The organism is Neorhizobium lilium, from assembly GCF_004053875.1.
GTDB lineage: Bacteria > Pseudomonadota > Alphaproteobacteria > Rhizobiales > Rhizobiaceae > Neorhizobium > Neorhizobium lilii.
Genome location: NZ_SBIP01000003.1, coordinates 627,113 through 642,878 on the forward strand (window position 1 = coordinate 627,113; position 15,766 = coordinate 642,878).

Annotated in this window: 17 protein-coding genes and 1 pseudogene; 9 read left to right on the forward strand and 9 right to left on the reverse strand. The window is 60.9% G+C overall.

What is annotated here, in order from left to right; genetic code table 11:
• Positions 1-128: 128 nt before the first annotated feature.
• Positions 129-404 (forward strand): hypothetical protein, encoded by a 276-nt coding sequence (locus EPK99_RS15525; protein WP_128443981.1) that lies wholly within the window; start codon positions 129-131, stop codon positions 402-404.
• A gap of 407 nt (positions 405-811) precedes the next feature.
• Complete coding sequence (locus tag EPK99_RS15530) at positions 812-2,275, forward strand: MDR family MFS transporter (RefSeq protein WP_128443982.1); 1,464 nt, start codon at positions 812-814, stop codon at positions 2,273-2,275.
• A 65-nt stretch (positions 2,276-2,340) separates the two neighbouring features.
• On the opposite strand, the gene EPK99_RS15535 is transcribed toward EPK99_RS15530, so the two are convergent.
• Positions 2,341-6,351, reverse strand: a complete 4,011-nt coding sequence (locus tag EPK99_RS15535) for a hybrid sensor histidine kinase/response regulator (protein ID WP_128443983.1) — start codon at positions 6,349-6,351, stop codon at positions 2,341-2,343.
• A gap of 317 nt (positions 6,352-6,668) precedes the next feature.
• Here EPK99_RS15535 and EPK99_RS15540 point away from each other — a divergent pair, with 317 nt between their 5' ends.
• Positions 6,669-8,348, forward strand: coding sequence for a Na/Pi cotransporter family protein (locus EPK99_RS15540; RefSeq protein ID WP_128443984.1), 1,680 nt, complete (start codon positions 6,669-6,671; stop codon positions 8,346-8,348).
• Here EPK99_RS15540 and EPK99_RS15545 read toward each other — a convergent pair.
• Entirely contained in the window at positions 8,341-8,913 is a 573-nt protein-coding gene (locus EPK99_RS15545; RefSeq protein WP_128443985.1) for an NUDIX hydrolase, read from the reverse strand. The two genes, EPK99_RS15540 and EPK99_RS15545, sit on opposite strands and share 8 nt — an antisense overlap.
• Positions 8,914-9,136: 223 nt before the next feature.
• Here EPK99_RS15545 and EPK99_RS15550 point away from each other — a divergent pair, with 223 nt between their 5' ends.
• The gene (locus EPK99_RS15550; RefSeq protein WP_245582435.1) at positions 9,137-9,760 is read left to right on the forward strand and encodes a 3'-5' exonuclease; all 624 of its coding nucleotides are present in this window, start codon (positions 9,137-9,139) and stop codon (positions 9,758-9,760) included.
• Here EPK99_RS15550 and EPK99_RS25745 read toward each other — a convergent pair.
• A pseudogene (locus EPK99_RS25745) lies at positions 9,706-9,905 on the reverse strand (hypothetical protein); the annotation flags it as partial. The gene EPK99_RS15550 and the pseudogene EPK99_RS25745 overlap by 55 nt on opposite strands.
• A 49-nt stretch (positions 9,906-9,954) precedes the next feature.
• Here EPK99_RS25745 and EPK99_RS25320 point away from each other — a divergent pair.
• From EPK99_RS25320 to EPK99_RS15565, 4 genes are all read left to right on the forward strand, one after another.
• Entirely contained in the window at positions 9,955-10,125 is a 171-nt protein-coding gene (locus EPK99_RS25320; RefSeq protein WP_164901785.1) for a hypothetical protein, read from the forward strand.
• A 183-nt stretch (positions 10,126-10,308) separates the two neighbouring features.
• Entirely contained in the window at positions 10,309-11,217 is a 909-nt protein-coding gene (locus tag EPK99_RS15560) for a hypothetical protein (protein ID WP_128443986.1), read from the forward strand.
• 180 nt (positions 11,218-11,397) lie between these two features.
• On the forward strand, positions 11,398-11,535 hold the full coding sequence (locus EPK99_RS25325; protein ID WP_164901786.1) for a hypothetical protein: 138 nt from the start codon (positions 11,398-11,400) through the stop codon (positions 11,533-11,535).
• A gap of 179 nt (positions 11,536-11,714) precedes the next feature.
• Positions 11,715-12,113, forward strand: a complete 399-nt coding sequence (locus tag EPK99_RS15565; protein WP_128443987.1) for a response regulator — start codon at positions 11,715-11,717, stop codon at positions 12,111-12,113.
• A 45-nt stretch (positions 12,114-12,158) separates the two neighbouring features.
• Here the strand turns inward: EPK99_RS15565 and EPK99_RS15570 are convergent, their stop codons facing one another.
• From EPK99_RS15570 to EPK99_RS15580, 3 genes are all read right to left on the reverse strand, one after another.
• Positions 12,159-12,425 (reverse strand): acyl carrier protein, encoded by a 267-nt coding sequence (locus tag EPK99_RS15570; RefSeq protein ID WP_128443988.1) that lies wholly within the window; start codon positions 12,423-12,425, stop codon positions 12,159-12,161.
• 136 nt (positions 12,426-12,561) lie between these two features.
• Complete coding sequence (locus tag EPK99_RS15575; protein ID WP_128443989.1) at positions 12,562-12,753, reverse strand: hypothetical protein; 192 nt, start codon at positions 12,751-12,753, stop codon at positions 12,562-12,564.
• Positions 12,754-13,035: 282 nt separating this feature from the next.
• Complete coding sequence (locus EPK99_RS15580) at positions 13,036-13,305, reverse strand: hypothetical protein (protein ID WP_128443990.1); 270 nt, start codon at positions 13,303-13,305, stop codon at positions 13,036-13,038.
• A 23-nt stretch (positions 13,306-13,328) separates the two neighbouring features.
• On the opposite strand from EPK99_RS15580, the gene EPK99_RS25330 reads away from it, so the two are divergent.
• Positions 13,329-13,496, forward strand: coding sequence for a hypothetical protein (locus EPK99_RS25330; RefSeq protein ID WP_164901787.1), 168 nt, complete (start codon positions 13,329-13,331; stop codon positions 13,494-13,496).
• Between the two features lie 28 nt (positions 13,497-13,524).
• On the opposite strand, the gene EPK99_RS15585 is transcribed toward EPK99_RS25330, so the two are convergent.
• The 3 genes from EPK99_RS15585 to EPK99_RS15595 all read right to left on the reverse strand — a co-directional run bounded on the left by EPK99_RS15585 (position 13,525) and on the right by EPK99_RS15595 (position 15,764).
• Positions 13,525-14,406, reverse strand: a complete 882-nt coding sequence (locus EPK99_RS15585; protein ID WP_425374206.1) for a DMT family transporter — start codon at positions 14,404-14,406, stop codon at positions 13,525-13,527.
• Between the two features lie 221 nt (positions 14,407-14,627).
• Positions 14,628-15,356 carry a dihydrofolate reductase family protein gene (locus tag EPK99_RS15590; RefSeq protein WP_128443991.1) on the reverse strand — a complete coding sequence of 243 codons (729 nt, stop codon included), beginning with the start codon at positions 15,354-15,356 and terminating at the stop codon, positions 14,628-14,630.
• Between the two features lie 9 nt (positions 15,357-15,365).
• Entirely contained in the window at positions 15,366-15,764 is a 399-nt protein-coding gene (locus tag EPK99_RS15595; protein WP_128443992.1) for a (R)-mandelonitrile lyase, read from the reverse strand.
• Positions 15,765-15,766: the final 2 nt, after the last annotated feature.

Below are 15,766 nucleotides of genomic sequence, written 5' to 3' on the forward strand. Positions count from 1 at the left end.
CGGAGTGTCACAGCAGTCCGAGGCGCGGAGCCTGAACTCGGTATATTCCTCAGGTTGGCCGGAGTGCTTAGCCTCTTGCTGTGTTTGGCCGGAGCCGTCGCGTTGCGGGTCAGTTGAGGAGCCGTGTCATGGGTAGAGCAGTATTCAATGCCGAAGCAAACGCCCGGGGCATCCGCTTCACCGTCGGTCGCGACGCGCAAGGCCGCTGGGTCGTTTCCGACCGCGACGGGCTTGTCGGAGGCCTGTTCACCGACCGTGCCGCCGCCGTGCACTTCGCCATGTTCGAAAGCGATCACGAGCCCGGCGCGGTGTGCTGTGTCCCGGACATGGTGACGTTCAGCCTCGGTCCCGTCGTCACGGAACGTGCGTTGGGACCTGCAATCGGGACCGGTCGCAAGGCGTGAGGGCAATATTGTGGTTCGCATGTTTGATTATATGCGCGGATACGTCTATCCGCGCATATGTGTTTGGGAAAATGATACTGCGCCCTCTTTGAAGCTGGTTCTGCCGACCTTCGTGGTGCTGTTGATGGTGCTCGGAGTGGCCTCGCTGATTACTTGCGCAAGCAACGCCTGGCGATGAATTGGCTGGGACGCTAACTGGCAGACCTGAACGACCATCTGGTCCTTCAACGGGAACGCTGTCTTCCCGCCGGCGGGCTCGACCGCAACATTCAATCCCGCATTTGATTTTCATCAAATTCATTCTTGACGCCTGGGTCCGGATGCTTAGTACACACATAATGTGCTGACGGCCGTTCGACCGCCGATTCCCCACCTGCAAGACGCATTTGCGCGCTGGACTTCATTTCATGAAAGACAATCGTTCTCACCGCGCCTTCGTGGTCGTCGCGGTCATGGCCAGTATGGCGATGATCGCGATCGAAGCCACGATCGTATCGACGGCCATGCCCCAGATCGCCGCGCAGCTCGGCCAGATCAACCTCTACAGCTGGGTCTTCTCGTCTTTCCTTCTGACCCAGACGGCCATGACCGTGGTCTTCGGCAAGCTGGCCGACATTTATGGCCGCAAGCCGATGATCCTCTTGGGCATCGCGCTTTTCCTCGCAGCCTCCGTACTGGCGGGCTTTGCCTGGTCCATGCCCTCCATGATTGCCTTCCGTCTGCTGCAGGGCATCGGTGCCGGTGCCATTCAGCCCGTAGCCATGACCGTGGTCGCAGATATGTTTCCGGGCAATCAGCGAGGCAAGGTGCAGGGCTATCTTGCCAGCGTGTGGGCGCTTTCGGCGGTCGTTGGCCCGCTGCTGGGCAGCATCATCATCCACAACCTGCCTTGGGCCTGGATCTTCTGGATCAACGTGCCGGTGGGTCTGTTGGCAGCGCTCGGCTTCATGATGTTCCTGCATGAGGAAAAGCAGACGCGATCGGTCTCGATCGACGTGCTCGGTGCAGGGCTGTTCGCCATCTCCATTTCCGCACTTATGATCGCGCTCACTGAAATGGAAAGTACGTCGTCAAGCTATACCTTGATTGCGCTTGTCATTTTCGTCGTCACACTCGTTGCCTTCATCTGGCAGGAGCGTCGTGCGGAAGCGCCCATGGTGGCGCCCGATCTCTGGCTGAAGCGCCCGATCGCCTTCTCCAATGTCGCGGTCTTCTTCGCCAGCATGTCCATCATGGGGCTCACCACCTTCCTGCCCATGTATGTGCAGACGGTGCTCAACCGCTCGCCGCTGATTGCAGGCTTCGCGCTGACCATGCTTCTGCTCGGCTGGCCGTTTGGAGCGACAGTCGCCTCGCGCCAGTTCCATCGCCTGGGCCTGCGTCCGATCATGATCGCAGGTTCACTGCTGATCCCAGCCGGCACGCTGTTTCTAGTCTTCCTGTCGCCGTCAAGCTCGCCAGTATTGGCCGGCGTCGGCTCGCTTGTCATGGGCTTCGGCATGGGCCTTCTGAACATCGGTGCGCTGATCCTGACGCAGGAGAGCGTGAACTGGGACCAGCGCGGAAGCGCCACGGCCTCGAACGTGTTCTCGCGAAATCTGGGAAGCACGCTGGGTGCCGCCGTGCTGGGCGCCGTGCTGACCTACGGTCTGGCGCATGCCACCAACGGCCAGACGATCACGCCGGAGCAATTGCGGACGCTGCTGAACGGCACCGGCGCGGTGCTGGCGGATGGCGAGGCGATACGGCTTGCCTTGCAGCAGGCGCTGCATGCGACCTTCCTGGTCATGCTCGTCATCGCCGTGCTGATCGTTCCTGCCTGTCTGCTCGTCCCGCATCCGAGGCGCGGCGCGGCTGTGCAGAAAGCCTGATTTGCCGGGATCAAACAGCTAGGACCAATCGACTTCAGGTTTCGGGCGTGGCGCTGCCAACACCATCAGGCGGAGCGGATTGCCTCCAGCGCAGTCCGCAATTCCTCCAGTCCGTGCGGCTTGGGCAGAAGTGCCGTGCGCGACGCATCCTCCAGAAGAGGCCCCTGATCTGCACCTGTTGCGAACACGATGCCGATTTGCGGCCAGCGACGCCGAACCTCCCGGCAAAAGGCCTCGCCCGACATGCCCGGAAGTCCGAGATCCGAGACGAGAATGTCGATCCCGCCTTCTTCCAGTATCGATAGCGCTTCTTCCGCCGAGCCGGCTTCGATCACTTCGTAGTCGAGGTCTGACAGCATATCTGCGGTCGCCATTCGGATCAGGCTATTGTCCTCGACCAACAGCACACAAGATCTTCCCGGATGAACGCGCTGCACGGGTTGCGGATCGGGGGCAATTATTGCCTGTGGCTCCTCCCGCCGCTCGACAGCGACCTTTACCTGTTTCTCGTTGTTCAGGACGTGACGGATCTTCAGGGCCAGCGCTTCGCGCGTATATGGCTTGGAGAGGAGCTGAACACCCGGATCGAGCCTGCCGCCATGGACGATCGAATTTTCGGTATAGCCGGAGGTGAACAGCACGGCGAGACTCGGCATACGCTCCTTGGCCTTTCGCGCCAGCTCCGCGCTCTTCAGCGCGCCCGGCATGACGACGTCGGTGAACAGCATGTCTATCGCCACGCCGCTTTCGATGATGTTCAGCGCTGCAGTGGCATCCGGCGCCTTTAGAACCCGGTAGCCGAGCTCCTGCAGCAGTTCGACCACGGTTGCGCGCACGCCCTCGTCATCCTCGGCAACGAGAATGGTTTCCTGCCCGCCCTCGACCGGCTGGTCGGCATGACTGACCTCAAGGTCTTCCTGCTGCATGGAACGGGGCAGGTAGATCTTCACGGTCGTACCGTGTCCGATCTCGCTATAGATTTTGACATGGCCGCCGGTCTGCTTGACGAAGCCATAGACCATGGAAAGCCCAAGCCCGGTGCCCTTCCCCTCGGGCTTGGTGGTAAAGAAGGGCTCGAACACTTTCGCGACCAGCTCCGGCGGCATCCCCGTGCCGGTATCGGAGACGGAAAGCGCCACATATTGACCTGGTGCAACATCATCGTGAAGCCGGGCATAGGCATCGTCGATGTAAGCATTGCCGACCTCGATGGTCAGCTTGCCGAAGCCGTCCATGGCGTCGCGCGCATTGATGGCGAGGTTGAGAAGCGCGTTCTCGATCTGCATCGGATCGACCAGAGTGTTCCAGAGACCGCCGGAGACGATGGTTTCGACTTCGATGCCCTCGCCGATCGTGCGGCGGAGCATTTCGTCCATGCCGCGGATGAGGCGGCCGACATTGACGACCCGGGGATCCAGCGCCTGCCGCCTGCCGAAAGCCAGCAGTTGCGCGGCAAGTTTCGCTCCGCGATCAACGCCTGCAAGGGCATTGGTGACCCTGCGCTGCGCCTTGTCGTTCCCGGCGACATCCTTTGCAAGGAGCTGGAGATTGCCGGCCACGACCTGCAGCAGATTGTTGAAATCATGCGCCACGCCGCCGGTGAGGTTGCCGATCGCCTCCATTTTCTGTGCCTGCTGGAGAGCCATTTCCGTCGTGCGCAGGGCTTTTGCGGCCTCTCGCTCCTCCGTCACGTCACGACCGTTTGCGTGGATGAAACCGTCGTCCGGCACGGCTGTCCAGGAGATCGTGCGGTAGCTTCCATCCTTGGCGCGATACCGGTTCTCGAAGGAGAAAGTCGTCACTCCTTCGCTCAGCTTTTCGACCTCGGCCAAGGTGGCGGCCACGTCTTCCGGGTGGATAAGATCCATGAAGGAGCGACCAAGGAGATCGTCCTCCTCCCAGCCGAAGATCGTCTTCCAGGCAGGATTGACCGCAACGATCGCTGCTCCGAAATCGGCGACCAGCATGATGTCGGTCGACAGGCGCCACATCCGGTCCCGCTCTGCGGTTCGCTCGGCGACCCGATGTTCGAGCGTTCGGTTCAGCTCTTCGAGCTTGGCCCTGCTTTCCTGCTGTTCCTGAATGTCCGTATTCGTTCCGATCCAGCGCATGATCCGGCCGGTCTCGTCCTTGATGGGAACGCCGCGCACGATGTGCCAGCGATAGGCGCCCGTCCTGTCGCGCAGGCGGTATTCCATCTGGTAGGTATCGCCTGCCGCAATGGCTTCGCTCCAGGCTTGCGAAGCTGCGGAGATATCTTCCGGATGGACGATCTGGATCCAGTTCTTTCCGTCGAGCGTGCCCTTTACAAGCCCCGAATATTCATAGGTCCTGTCATTGAACCACTCGTGATGGCCGTCCGGCCGAGCTGTCCAGACATGGTTCGGGATCGCCTGCGCCAAGGCCCTGAAACGTGCCTCGCTCTCGCGGATCTCGCGCTGCGCTCTGCGCCGCTCGGTGATGTCCTGCACCACGCCAACGAACCGCACCGGATTGCCCTGTGCATCCCACTCGAACTCACCCCGGCGAGCGATGACCCGTTTCTGCCCGTCATCGGCACGGCGAATGCGGTACTCGACATTGAGCAGCGAGCTTCCTTTGCGGCGGCTTTCGATCGTGGATGCGGTGTTGCGATCCTCCTCTTCCACCAGAGCCTCGATCCGCTCGATGGAGATGTCGCCACTCTCCGGCAGACCGTAGATCTTGCAGAATTCGGGGGTCGGATTGAGGACGTTGGTTGCCAGGTCCAGCGAGAACACGCCGACGCCGCCCGCCTCCTGTGCGCGTCTCAGGCTTGTCTCGGCCTCGGCCAATGCCTGGGCCGCCAGGTGCTCCTCCGTGAGGTCCCGCAGCACCTTGACCAGCCCTGCCGGCTGTCCTGCCTCGTCCAGGAGCCGGCTGATGGAACCGCTGGCCCAGAACCGTTCACCGGTCTTTCGGATGTGCCAGCGATCATGATGCGCCGTTCCCAGCTGCCAGGCTGCATCCATGGCCTCTCGCGGCTTGTTGGATGCCGTATCTTCCGGCACGAACAGCATTTCCCAGGAGTGGCCGAGCGTTTCCTCCTGCGTCCAGCCGAAGATGCGGCGTGCGCCTTCGTTCCAGCGAAAGATCTTGCCCTCCATATCCAGGGCGAGGATCGCATAGTCCGTGGCGCCGTCGAGGATCTGACGGCTTTGCCGTTCGCCGGCTCTCAGCGCCTCGTCCGCAACGACCCGGTCGGTGACATCGGTGCCCTGAGCAAAGATGCCGATGACGCCGCCTTCCTCGTCGGAAATCGGCTGATAGACGAGATCGACATATTTGCGCTCTACCGGAGCATCCTCGGACGCCCGCACATCGACAGCCATGGCGCGGCCCTCATAGGGCTTGCCGCTCCTGTAGACCTCGTCGAGCAGTTCGAAATAGCCCTGGCCGTGCAGGTCCGGCAGTGCCTCGCGCACCGTCAGCCCGACCAGATCGCGATCGCCGACCAGTTGCCGATAGGCGGCGTTGACGAGTTCGAAGACATGGTCCGGACCGCGCATCATCGCTACGAAACCCGGCGCCTGCTCGAACATGCGACGCAGGCGCCCCTGTTCGCCCTGCCGCCACCGCTCCGCCCTGACCTTGCCGGTTGTCTCGACCACGATCGCCATAACGCCGCAGGGCTTGCCGTTCTCGTCCATGACGGGCGAGTAATCGAGGTTCATGAAGACCTGTTCGGGCTGCCCGCTGCGATGAAGCGTCAGCTCCATGTCCTCATAGGCGAGCGTTCCGCCAGCGAGCACCACCTTCACGACATTGTCGTTGAAATCGGCAACTTCCGGCCAGCCTTCACGCACTTTGGAGCCGAGAAGTTGCGGGTGCCGTCCTCCGGCAAAGATGGAGTAGGCATCATTGTAGATCATGATGCCCTCCTCGCCCCACAGCGTGACGATGGGGACCGGCGACTGCAATATCGTCGTCGTCGTGATTTTCACGACCTGCGGCCATTGCTCCGGCGACCCCAGCGAGGTGGAGGCCCAGTCAAAATTTCGGATCAGACGCGCAAGTTTGCCGTCATGGGAGAGGAAATTGAATGCGTCGGGATTCATGGCGGCCAGGGTTGATTACGCATCTTATTTAGTTGAGCTTGATGCCCAAGGAAAGGGTGGTTTACGCTGAAGATTAGAGCCGGTTAATGAATCTTCCGCGTGGCTCAGAAAGCCTCATGGCGCGTGCGCGACCTGCACCTTTGTCAGGGCGGTCATACAGTGTCGAATGCCGCATTCCGGAAGACATCGCGGCTCGGCTGATGATATTCCTGTGCCTGACCATCGCTGCAGCTTGCCATACTTTGGCGCCTCGGATCTGTTAGCTGGCTATCTTCCTCGGCAGTTCATCTGCCTGTCGCTCACCTCAAGAGAACCCCATGCCTGTGATCACTGCCCTCATTGCCTTGTCTGGCCATATAGCGCTTCTGCTATGGGGCACGCGCATGGTGCAGACGGGCATCCAGCGCGCCTTCGGCCCCAGTCTCCGCTCGTTTCTCGGCCGCACGCTCAGCAACCGCTTCAAGGCCTTTCTGGCCGGCCTGGGAGTGACCGCCATTCTCCAGAGCAGCACGGCGACCGGTCTGATGGCCTCGGGTTTCGCGGCCGGCGGGCTGGTCGATCTCGTTCCGGCGCTTGCAGTCATGCTTGGTGCCAATGTCGGCACGACGCTGATCGTGCAGGTGCTCTCGTTCGACGTCGCGGCTGTCTCGCCGGCGCTCATCCTGATCGGCGTTCTGATGTTCCGCCGCGCGCAGAACCCGCAGATCCACGACCTCGGCCGCGTCTTCATCGGCATCGGCTTCATGCTTCTCGCCCTGCATCAGCTTCTCGGCGTGCTCACGGAATACTCCGACACTGCAGCGTTCCAGGCGATCCTCGGCGCCATATCGCAGATGCCGGTGCTGAGCCTGCTGCTTGCGGCGGCCTTGACCTGGGCCGCCCATTCGAGCGTCGCCGTGGTGCTGCTGGTCATGTCGCTGGCCAGCAAGGGGCTGCTCGATCCCTATCAGGCCTTTGCGCTGACGCTTGGGGCAAACCTCGGCACGGCCATCAACCCTGTCGTCGAGGGACAGACCGGCCACGACCTTTCCGCCAAACGGCTTCCCGTCGGCAATCTGGTCACCCGCATTCTCGGCATTACCGTGGTCTTTGCGCTTCTTGAGCCGATCACGGCCTGGATGACGGCCATAGACGACGACGGCGCGCGGCTGGTGGCCAACTTCCATACGGCCTTCAACCTCGCGGTCGCGCTCGTCGTCATGCCGTTCCTGACACCCTTCGCCAATTTTCTGGTGCGGATGATGCCGCAAAGGCTGGACGAGACGGATCCGGGACACCCGCGCTACCTCGACCCATCCGCCAAGGAAACGCCCGTGGTTGCGCTGCAGGCCGCGGCGCGCGAGGTTCTGAGGCTGGTGGATGTGCTCGAGGACATGCTTGCGGGCACCAAGGCCGCCCTTTCCAGCACCGACCGGCGGGCGCTCTCGCTCCTGCGCCAGAAGGACAATATTCTCGACCGCCTGAACACGGCCGTGAAGCACTATCTCACCTCCATCGACCCGGAGGAACTCAGCGAGGCGGACCGGCAGCGGCTCAGCGAAATCCTGCTCTTCTCTACCGGGCTGGAACATGCTGGCGACGTGCTGGACCAGAACGTGCTGCCGCATCTGGCAAAGCGGCTTCGCAGGGGCTTTAAATTCTCCGAGGAAGGGCAAAGGGAACTCGGCCGGCTGATCGACCGCCTCGGCTCCAATCTGAGGACGGCAGCTGCGCTCTTCATGTCCCAGGACGAGCGGGTGGCGCGTCTTCTCGCCGACGAGAAGATCGTCTTCCGCAAGGCCGAGCGCGAAGGAACGGACGAGCATTTCCGGCGCCTGCAGAAGGGCGACGTCGAAACTGCCGAAAGCAGCTCGCTGCACCTGGACCTGTTGCGCGACCTCAAGCAGATCAATTCGCATCTCGTCGCCTCCACCGCCTATCCCGTTCTGGAGCGGCAGGGGGAGTTGCTGCAAAGCCGGATCTCGCAGCAGAACGGCGGACGGCCGGTCCTCAACTAGATCTGACGCGTTTTACAGGTTTCCGGCGAGTGGACCGGGATGTTCTTCCGTGCGGCCTGAAATCCACCAGAAGCGATTTGAGCTCCACCTCGCGCACCCGCCGCGCCGCTTCGTCGGAGCTGACCCAGGCAAGAACCCGTTCGCCCTGCTCCTTGAAGTCGGTCTTGATTTCAGAGACCTCGATCTGAAACACGTCGACCACCACAGGCAAGACCTCACTATCGTCCAGCAGCTTCAAATAGGTGTAGTGTCCAACCGGCTTCTTACGGACAGTGCCGAGGACGCCGGCTTCCTCCCAGGCCTCCGTGGCGGCCGCGGCGTAAGGGGTCTTGCGCTTCATCGGCCAGCCCTTGGGGATGATCCAGCGGCCGCTGTCGCGGGAGGTTATCACAAGGATTTCGATCTCCGGGCCATCACCGATATAGCGGAAGCAAAGGGCGCCATACTGCTTGCGGAAGGCGCCGGCAAAAAGCTTGCCGGGAACTGCCGCCAATTGCTGCAACAAAGGCCGGGGCTTTTGCGACCGGGGCTTGGCACTTCTTTTCTTGTTCTTCTTATCGGCCATTGTCGATCTTGCGCGTTGCTGACTGCCCCTTGCCTGCATGACACATGTATAGCTGCTCAATGCAAGTATCAGGCCGGCTGTTGCGGGGTAGCCAGCATGGCAATACCGCCCTAAATGTGGTCGGAGCTGTCGAAACAGAGGCCATTCATGCCGCGCCCACATCACCATCAGAATTCCCAGCCGGGCTCGGTGGGGCCGTGACCTTATCGCCAGTGGTTCAGGCATGATCGTCTTCCTGGATTTCGAAGCCTCATCGCTGCGCAAGGACAGCTACCCGATCGAAATCGCCTGGGTGTTCGAAGACGGGCGATCCACAACGCGACTGATCCGACCAACCCCGGAGTGGACGGACTGGTCCTACGAGGCGGAAAAGATCCACGGCATCACTAGGGGTCTTCTGATGGCGCAGGGCATTGCGGTGGAGGACGTGGCCGAGGAAATGCTGCGGGAGCTTGCCGGACACGACCTGTTTGCCAGCGCGCCGTCCTGGGACGGCAAGTGGCTGAGCACGCTGTTGCGCGGCGCCGGTCATCCGAGGCATGCCCTTCGGCTGGCGAAGTCGGACGAAGCCTTTGCCACGGCAGCGCGGGACATCATGGGCGAAACCGTGCCGGATAAGGAGATCCGCCAGCTGGTCAGGGAGGTCATCGCCGCGACGGAACCTCCCGTGTCGCCTGCCCACCGCGCCCTGCCGGATGCGCAACTGGAACTGGAACGCTGGCAGAAGGTCCGGCGGGTGGCCGCCGAGCGAACCCAGGGCGGCCAAAGGCTAATGGCCCTTGCTCCAGACGGTCAGGCGATCTGCGGCAGCATGAAGCCCTCGAAGAAAGACGCCAACTCCTCATGAGCATCGAGCGGCAGGACATGCGCCACATATTGGTCCGGCCGCACCACCACCATGCAACCCTGCTGCCGATCTATTCCGCGCATATCGAACATGTCCTTGCCGACTTCAAATCCGGGCAGAACATCTTCTCGTAGTCGATCAGGCCGCGCCACATACTTCAGATAACCGATGAAGGTCGAAGAACGCTTGAAGGCGTGTTGCCTGCAGTGGAAGCGGCTCAACAGGTGATGCTGCGCGTCTTGACGCCGGAGGAGGCGGAAGAATTCCTGCGGCTTTTCCGCAAGGCCATCGGAGCCGAAGGCGAGGCTCGCGTAAAGGAATTTAAGCCGGCGACCACCGCAGGGCAGGCACCCTTACCTGGATGAATGGCAGGAGATCACGTTTTAGGGAACGAAAACCATCCAGAACGATTGTTGCACCACACCGAACCACTAACAACACTATCTAGGAGGCTCATCATGGGACGCGGTATTCTTCTCTGGCTGCTTGGCATTCCCCTGCCGATTATCATTCTTCTCGTTCTCTTCATGCGCTGAGGAGAACCCATCATGGCGTTCACATCAACAAGCGGGACATCGGCCCTACCGGTCGAATCCTCCAAATCAGGCATAAGCTGGGGCCCTATCCTCGGCGGCGTGGCCTCGGCCATCGGCGTCACCCTGATCTTGGTCATGTTCGGTTCCGGCCTTGGCCTGACCATGATCTCGCCCTGGTCCGGCCAGAGCAGCTCGGCTGCCACCGTCGGCGTCAGCGCCGCGATCTGGCTGGTCGTGGTGCAGTGGCTTTCAGCGGCACTCGGCGGTTACATCACCGGTCGTCTGCGCACAAAATGGGCGGCAGTCCACACGGATGAGGTCTTTTTCCGCGACACGGCGCATGGCTTCGTGTCTTGGGCGATCGCAACCATCATCGTCGCCGGCTTCCTGACCTCGTCGCTGACATCGCTTGCCGGTGCTGGCGCACAGGCAGTGGGATCGGTTGCGCAGACTGCCGGCATTGCCGGAACGACAGCCGCAGCTTCCTCCAGCGATTCCTCGTCGAGCAATCCCACCAGCTACTTTACCGACGCGCTTCTGCGCCCGCAGCAGATTTCTGCCCGCGCCGAAAGCGATAACGGTGCCGCCACTGCCGAGATCTCCAGCATCCTCGTGAACGGTGCTGCGGCCGGCGGTATTCCGGAAGACGACAAGGCCTATATGGCCGGCATTGTTGCCGCCCGGACAGGTCTTTCGCCGGAAGAATCGCGGGCCCGTGTCGATACCGTGCTGAAGCGTATCGACGATGCCAAGGTTGCCACACAGAAAGCAGCCGACGATGCCCGCAAGGCAGCTGCAACGACGGCTCTCATCGGCTCGCTGTCGCTTCTGGTCGGTGCCTTCGTTTCCTGTGCTGCCGCAGCTCTCGGTGGTCGCCAGCGGGACGAAGACGAAGACCTGATCGTAACCGGCCGGATCTAATCCAATATCGATAGGAAAGGGCGCCTCCGGCGCCCTTTTTTTGTGGCCGCTTGCTCTTGAGGACCTTTAACGCCTCTTACCTCCGCCTTGGCCCTGATATCCGCTTGAGCGGATTGGAAAGCCACATCATAATGGATAGGCAACTGCTTGCGCAGTTCAGTCGACAATGAGGAGACAGCCATGGCCAAGGGCCAAGTACGTAGCAATCGCGAAACGCGAAAGCCTAAGAAGGACAAGGCGGCTCCTGCAGCCGTATCCACGCAGGGCTCTCAGGTGAAGCTTGCCGGCAGCACCGAGACGGGAAAGAAGTCCAAATAGCTTCAAGGGCGGCACGTGCCGCCCTTTTGCTTTCTGCAGGGCTTAGGGGCCGATAGGACTGTTTCCATTTACCCTGAAGCGCCCCTAAAATGTGGAACGTGTGGGGAAGCTTCGTAGTTCTGGTACAGTAGAGGTGATATTCAGCCTCTGCGCACAGGAAATAGGGCTTCGAAATTCACATGCGCGTACTTGTTGTCGAAGATGAATTCCTCCTCGCCATGAATCTCGAAAATATGCTGTCGGAACTCGGCCATGAAGTCGTCGGATTGGCAAGCAACAAGCAAGAGGCGCTGGAGGTGGTCGATGGCGCCGAGATCGCCTTCGTCGATGTCCGCCTCAGCGACGGCGTGACGGGGCCTGAGATCGCCGAGACATTGAAGGCGCGTCATGGCGTGACCGTCGTCTTCACGACAGGCAATCCCGAAATGGTTCTGGAAAGCCGCGCCGGCGTCGGCGTGGTCAAGAAGCCTTACAGTGACAGCATAATCCGAGGAGCGCTTTCCTATGCGGCGGCTCGCCGCCAAGGACGACATGTCCCGGCCCCTGCCATGCTGACGCGCATTCCAGTCGCTATATGACAGGTGACCTTGAAGTTTCAGCGGTGCAGGGGCGCCATCGCCCGCCTAATCTTTCAATGCCGGCTGCTTCTGGCTTGTCAGAACGAAATTGACCGCATCGCCGACAGTGAGAATTGTGTCGGCAGCGTCGTCTCTGATCTCGATGCCGAAAGCTTCCTCGATCTCCATCACGATCTGCACGACTTCAAGCGAGTCGGCTCCGAGATCGTCGGAGAAACTGGCAGTATCCACGACCTTGGTCGCGTCGAGGCCCAGCTGATCCATGATGATTTTGCGAACACGATCAGCCGTATCAGATTGGGTATTTGCCATAATGGTCCTTGCCTGCAAATGAGAGGTTACGCCTCTCCGTTCCGCCCCAGCTCTTGTTCCAGTGGCGGTTTTGTACAGGTAGGATGGAAATAGGCATTTGTCGACCAGCCTGGAAATTTATCCGGCGTTCGATCAACTAACGGTTTGGATTACCTGAGGAAAAAGGCGCCTCGACAAGATCGTTCGTACCCTCGGGTGGAGCGGGATCGTTCTCGTTCGCAGGCAGGTCGGGTTCGAAGAGAGGTTGTTCAGACAGCTGCTTGGCAGCGGCAGCCAGTGCCGCAAGCTGTTGTGCAATTTCCGAAAGTTGAGCCGAAGGGTCGTCCATTGCATCTTCCTTGTTGGGCGCAGAGCTAGGCCGATTTCTGGCTTCGGCAAGGTAAGTCATCGCGAGGGCAGGAGTTCGATTGGGGGACAGAACTCTTTTCGGGGGACGGGGCACTGCCCTCGCGACACCCACCTAACGGGGAAGGAGGAAGAAAGTTTCATCCCGCACCAAACTAAAGTAGCGCCGCGCCGAACTCGGTATTCTTATCGGCTTTGTGCTGCCCGATAGCGGAAAACCCTCTTGAAGGTGGGGTCGATTGTCCCCATCTAAATCGTAACTTCTTCATCTATCAACCAACAAGAACGCCCGGCGCGATCCGCCCGCGACGGCGTGCGCGCGGGTGAGCACAGAAAATTTTCTGTTGCTCCCCGCGTTGCGGAACCGACTGCCCTCCTGCCTGTTTGGCTTCTTCGGAGGAGCAATGCCTGAAAACATCGAGACATTCTTGTTGGTCGCGTTCGTCGTGTCGCTGCTGGCCGCCGGAGCAGTGCTCAGATAATGGCGATACCGCCCCCGCAGGCCTGCCGGTATCGTCCAAGCCTTGCCGATCATTCTCCCGCGCCTAGGTTACCCTTATGTCCAATAATGCCCCTCAGAAGATCACCTCGGCCGACCGCAAGCGCCTTGCAGCCGAACAGACCAACCAGACTGCCCGGTCAACCGCCGAAGCGGAAAAGAAGGCCAGGGACGAGAAAACCGCTCGTCTTCGCGCGATCCGGCTCGGCAAGGACAAAGATTCCTAGTCGATCAGTCCAGAAGCCAAGTCTTGAATCAGGGTGGCGTTGCGCGAATGCAGCCGGCATTCGGCCGGCGCAGGTTAAACAGATTGCCCGCAAGGATCAGCACCGCCCCGAGCGCCGTTATTCCATCCACCACTTCCGCATAAAGCAGGTAGCCGAGCAGGGCCGACAGCGGCACTCGCAGGTAATCCATCGGCATGGCGACGGTGGCATCGGCATGGGCGAGTGCCGTTGCCATGCAGTAATGGGCAAAGGTTCCGGTAAAGGCGATCAGAAAGATCCAAGGCCAGAGACCGGCCGATGGCCAGGTCCAGACCCGTAGCGCCGGCACAAGCCCGACGACGGACTGGATGATGAGCATCCAGAAGATGATCTTGGTCGCACTGTCCGAGCGTGTCAGGAATTTGGTGGTGATGAAGGAGATGGCGAAGACGAAGGCCGCGCCGAGCACGATCAGATGGCCCGGGTTGAGCGGTGCGGCACCCGGCCGCAGGATCAGCACGACCCCGACGAGCCCGAACAGAATCGCGACGATCTTGCGCCATGTCAGCCGCTCGCCGAGGAAACCGGCGGCCATGATGGCAGCCCAGGTCGGCGCCGTGAACTCGATGGCGATGACCTGGGCCATCGGGATCATCGTGAGACCCATCAGCCAGGCGAACTGGCCGATATAATGCGCGACGTTGCGGCCGATATGGCTACGCAGAATGCGGGTGCCCATCCCCCGGATACCACCCTCGCGATAGACGAGCGGCAGGAGCATGAAGAAGGCGATGACGGAGCGCATCTCCATCACTTGGAAAACGTCGATCTCGCGTGTAATGGCACGACCCGAAACCGCCATCAGCAGAAGCAGGGCGATCGACGCCATCATCCACCCTGCCGCCTTCATGGTCGATCGACTATTTTCCACCTATGCCTCCCCCGGGCCCGGAACGGTCGGCAGTAGGTCGTCACCAATCAAATCAGCCTTGGGCCGCCGCTCGGCGGTAGATAGAACCGAATGCCCCCTAAGGGATAGATTCGTTTCGTCGTTTGCAAACATGCGTGGCAGGCAAGCCACGCCCCAAGCCCCGAATGTCGATTGGTTTTGGAGCTATGACGCAGAAGACCATGCACCCCATCGTTTGACGATCAGGCTGCAGGCTCCTGCTCCACGAGATAGCGCAGCCACACCGTTCCACCTTCGAGCGTCTCCGTCAGCACGTGACGAAGGGACTTGCCTGCTGCGGGTTTTTCATCCGGCCCGCCAAGATACTCGAAAATGCTCGGTATGCCGGAAAGCCCGTCTATGCCGGGGTAGACGAGCAGGCTGATCTCGTTGATCAGCCCAGCCTTCAGGAACGCCCCGTTGATGGTGCCGCCGCCCTGCAGACAAAGCCGCTCGACCTGAAATGCCTCCCCAATCGCCTCCAGGGCATGGCCCAACCCCATTTCGCGGTCTTTGGCAAAAACATAGGAGACGCCGATGGAGTGCAATTCGGCAAGGTAGCTGTCTGACACGCCGGGTCCCAAAATGGCGACGATATGATCGCCTTCGGCATTGTCCTTATCGTAGTGAAGCTTCCCCTGCAGGTCGACGCCGACGGCAAGCGCACGGCCTCTGCGATCCGCAAAATGGTTCTCCCGCGGCCCGGCCGGATGTACCTCAGGGGTTGCCGTCTCCGGCGCCCGCTCTTCGGCGTAGTAGCTCATTGTCTTGCGGCCGACGATCCATCCCGCGGTGTCGAGCCGTTTGTAGATCTCGTTGTAATGGCCGCTTAGAATCGCCGGTTCGATGCCGGATGCCGGCTTGGTCCAGCGATCAAGCAGTTGTCGGCCATCGACCGAGCTTGTCATGTGGCATATGATGCGTGGGCGCATGCGTCGTCCTTAGATTGCCTGATATTGCTGGTCGCTAACGTGCTCCATCCAGTCCACGACCTTTCCGTCGAGGTTTTCCTGGATGGCGATATGGGTCATCGCAGTGGTTGGGGAGGCGCCGTGCCAATGCTTTTCGCCCGGCTCGAACCAGACGACATCACCTGGACGGATCTCCTCGACCGGGCCGCCCTCGCGCTGCGCCAGACCGAAGCCCGCCGTCACGATCAAGGTTTGCCCAAGCGGATGCGTGTGCCAGGCGGTGCGGGCGCCGGGCTCGAACGTTACCGCCGCCGAGGCAGATCTGCGTGAGTCATTGGCCGCAAACAGCGGGTCAATCCGCACGATTCCGGTAAACCAGTCCGATGGACCTTTCGCAGATGGCTGCGAGCCGTTCCTGTCGATCTTCACGC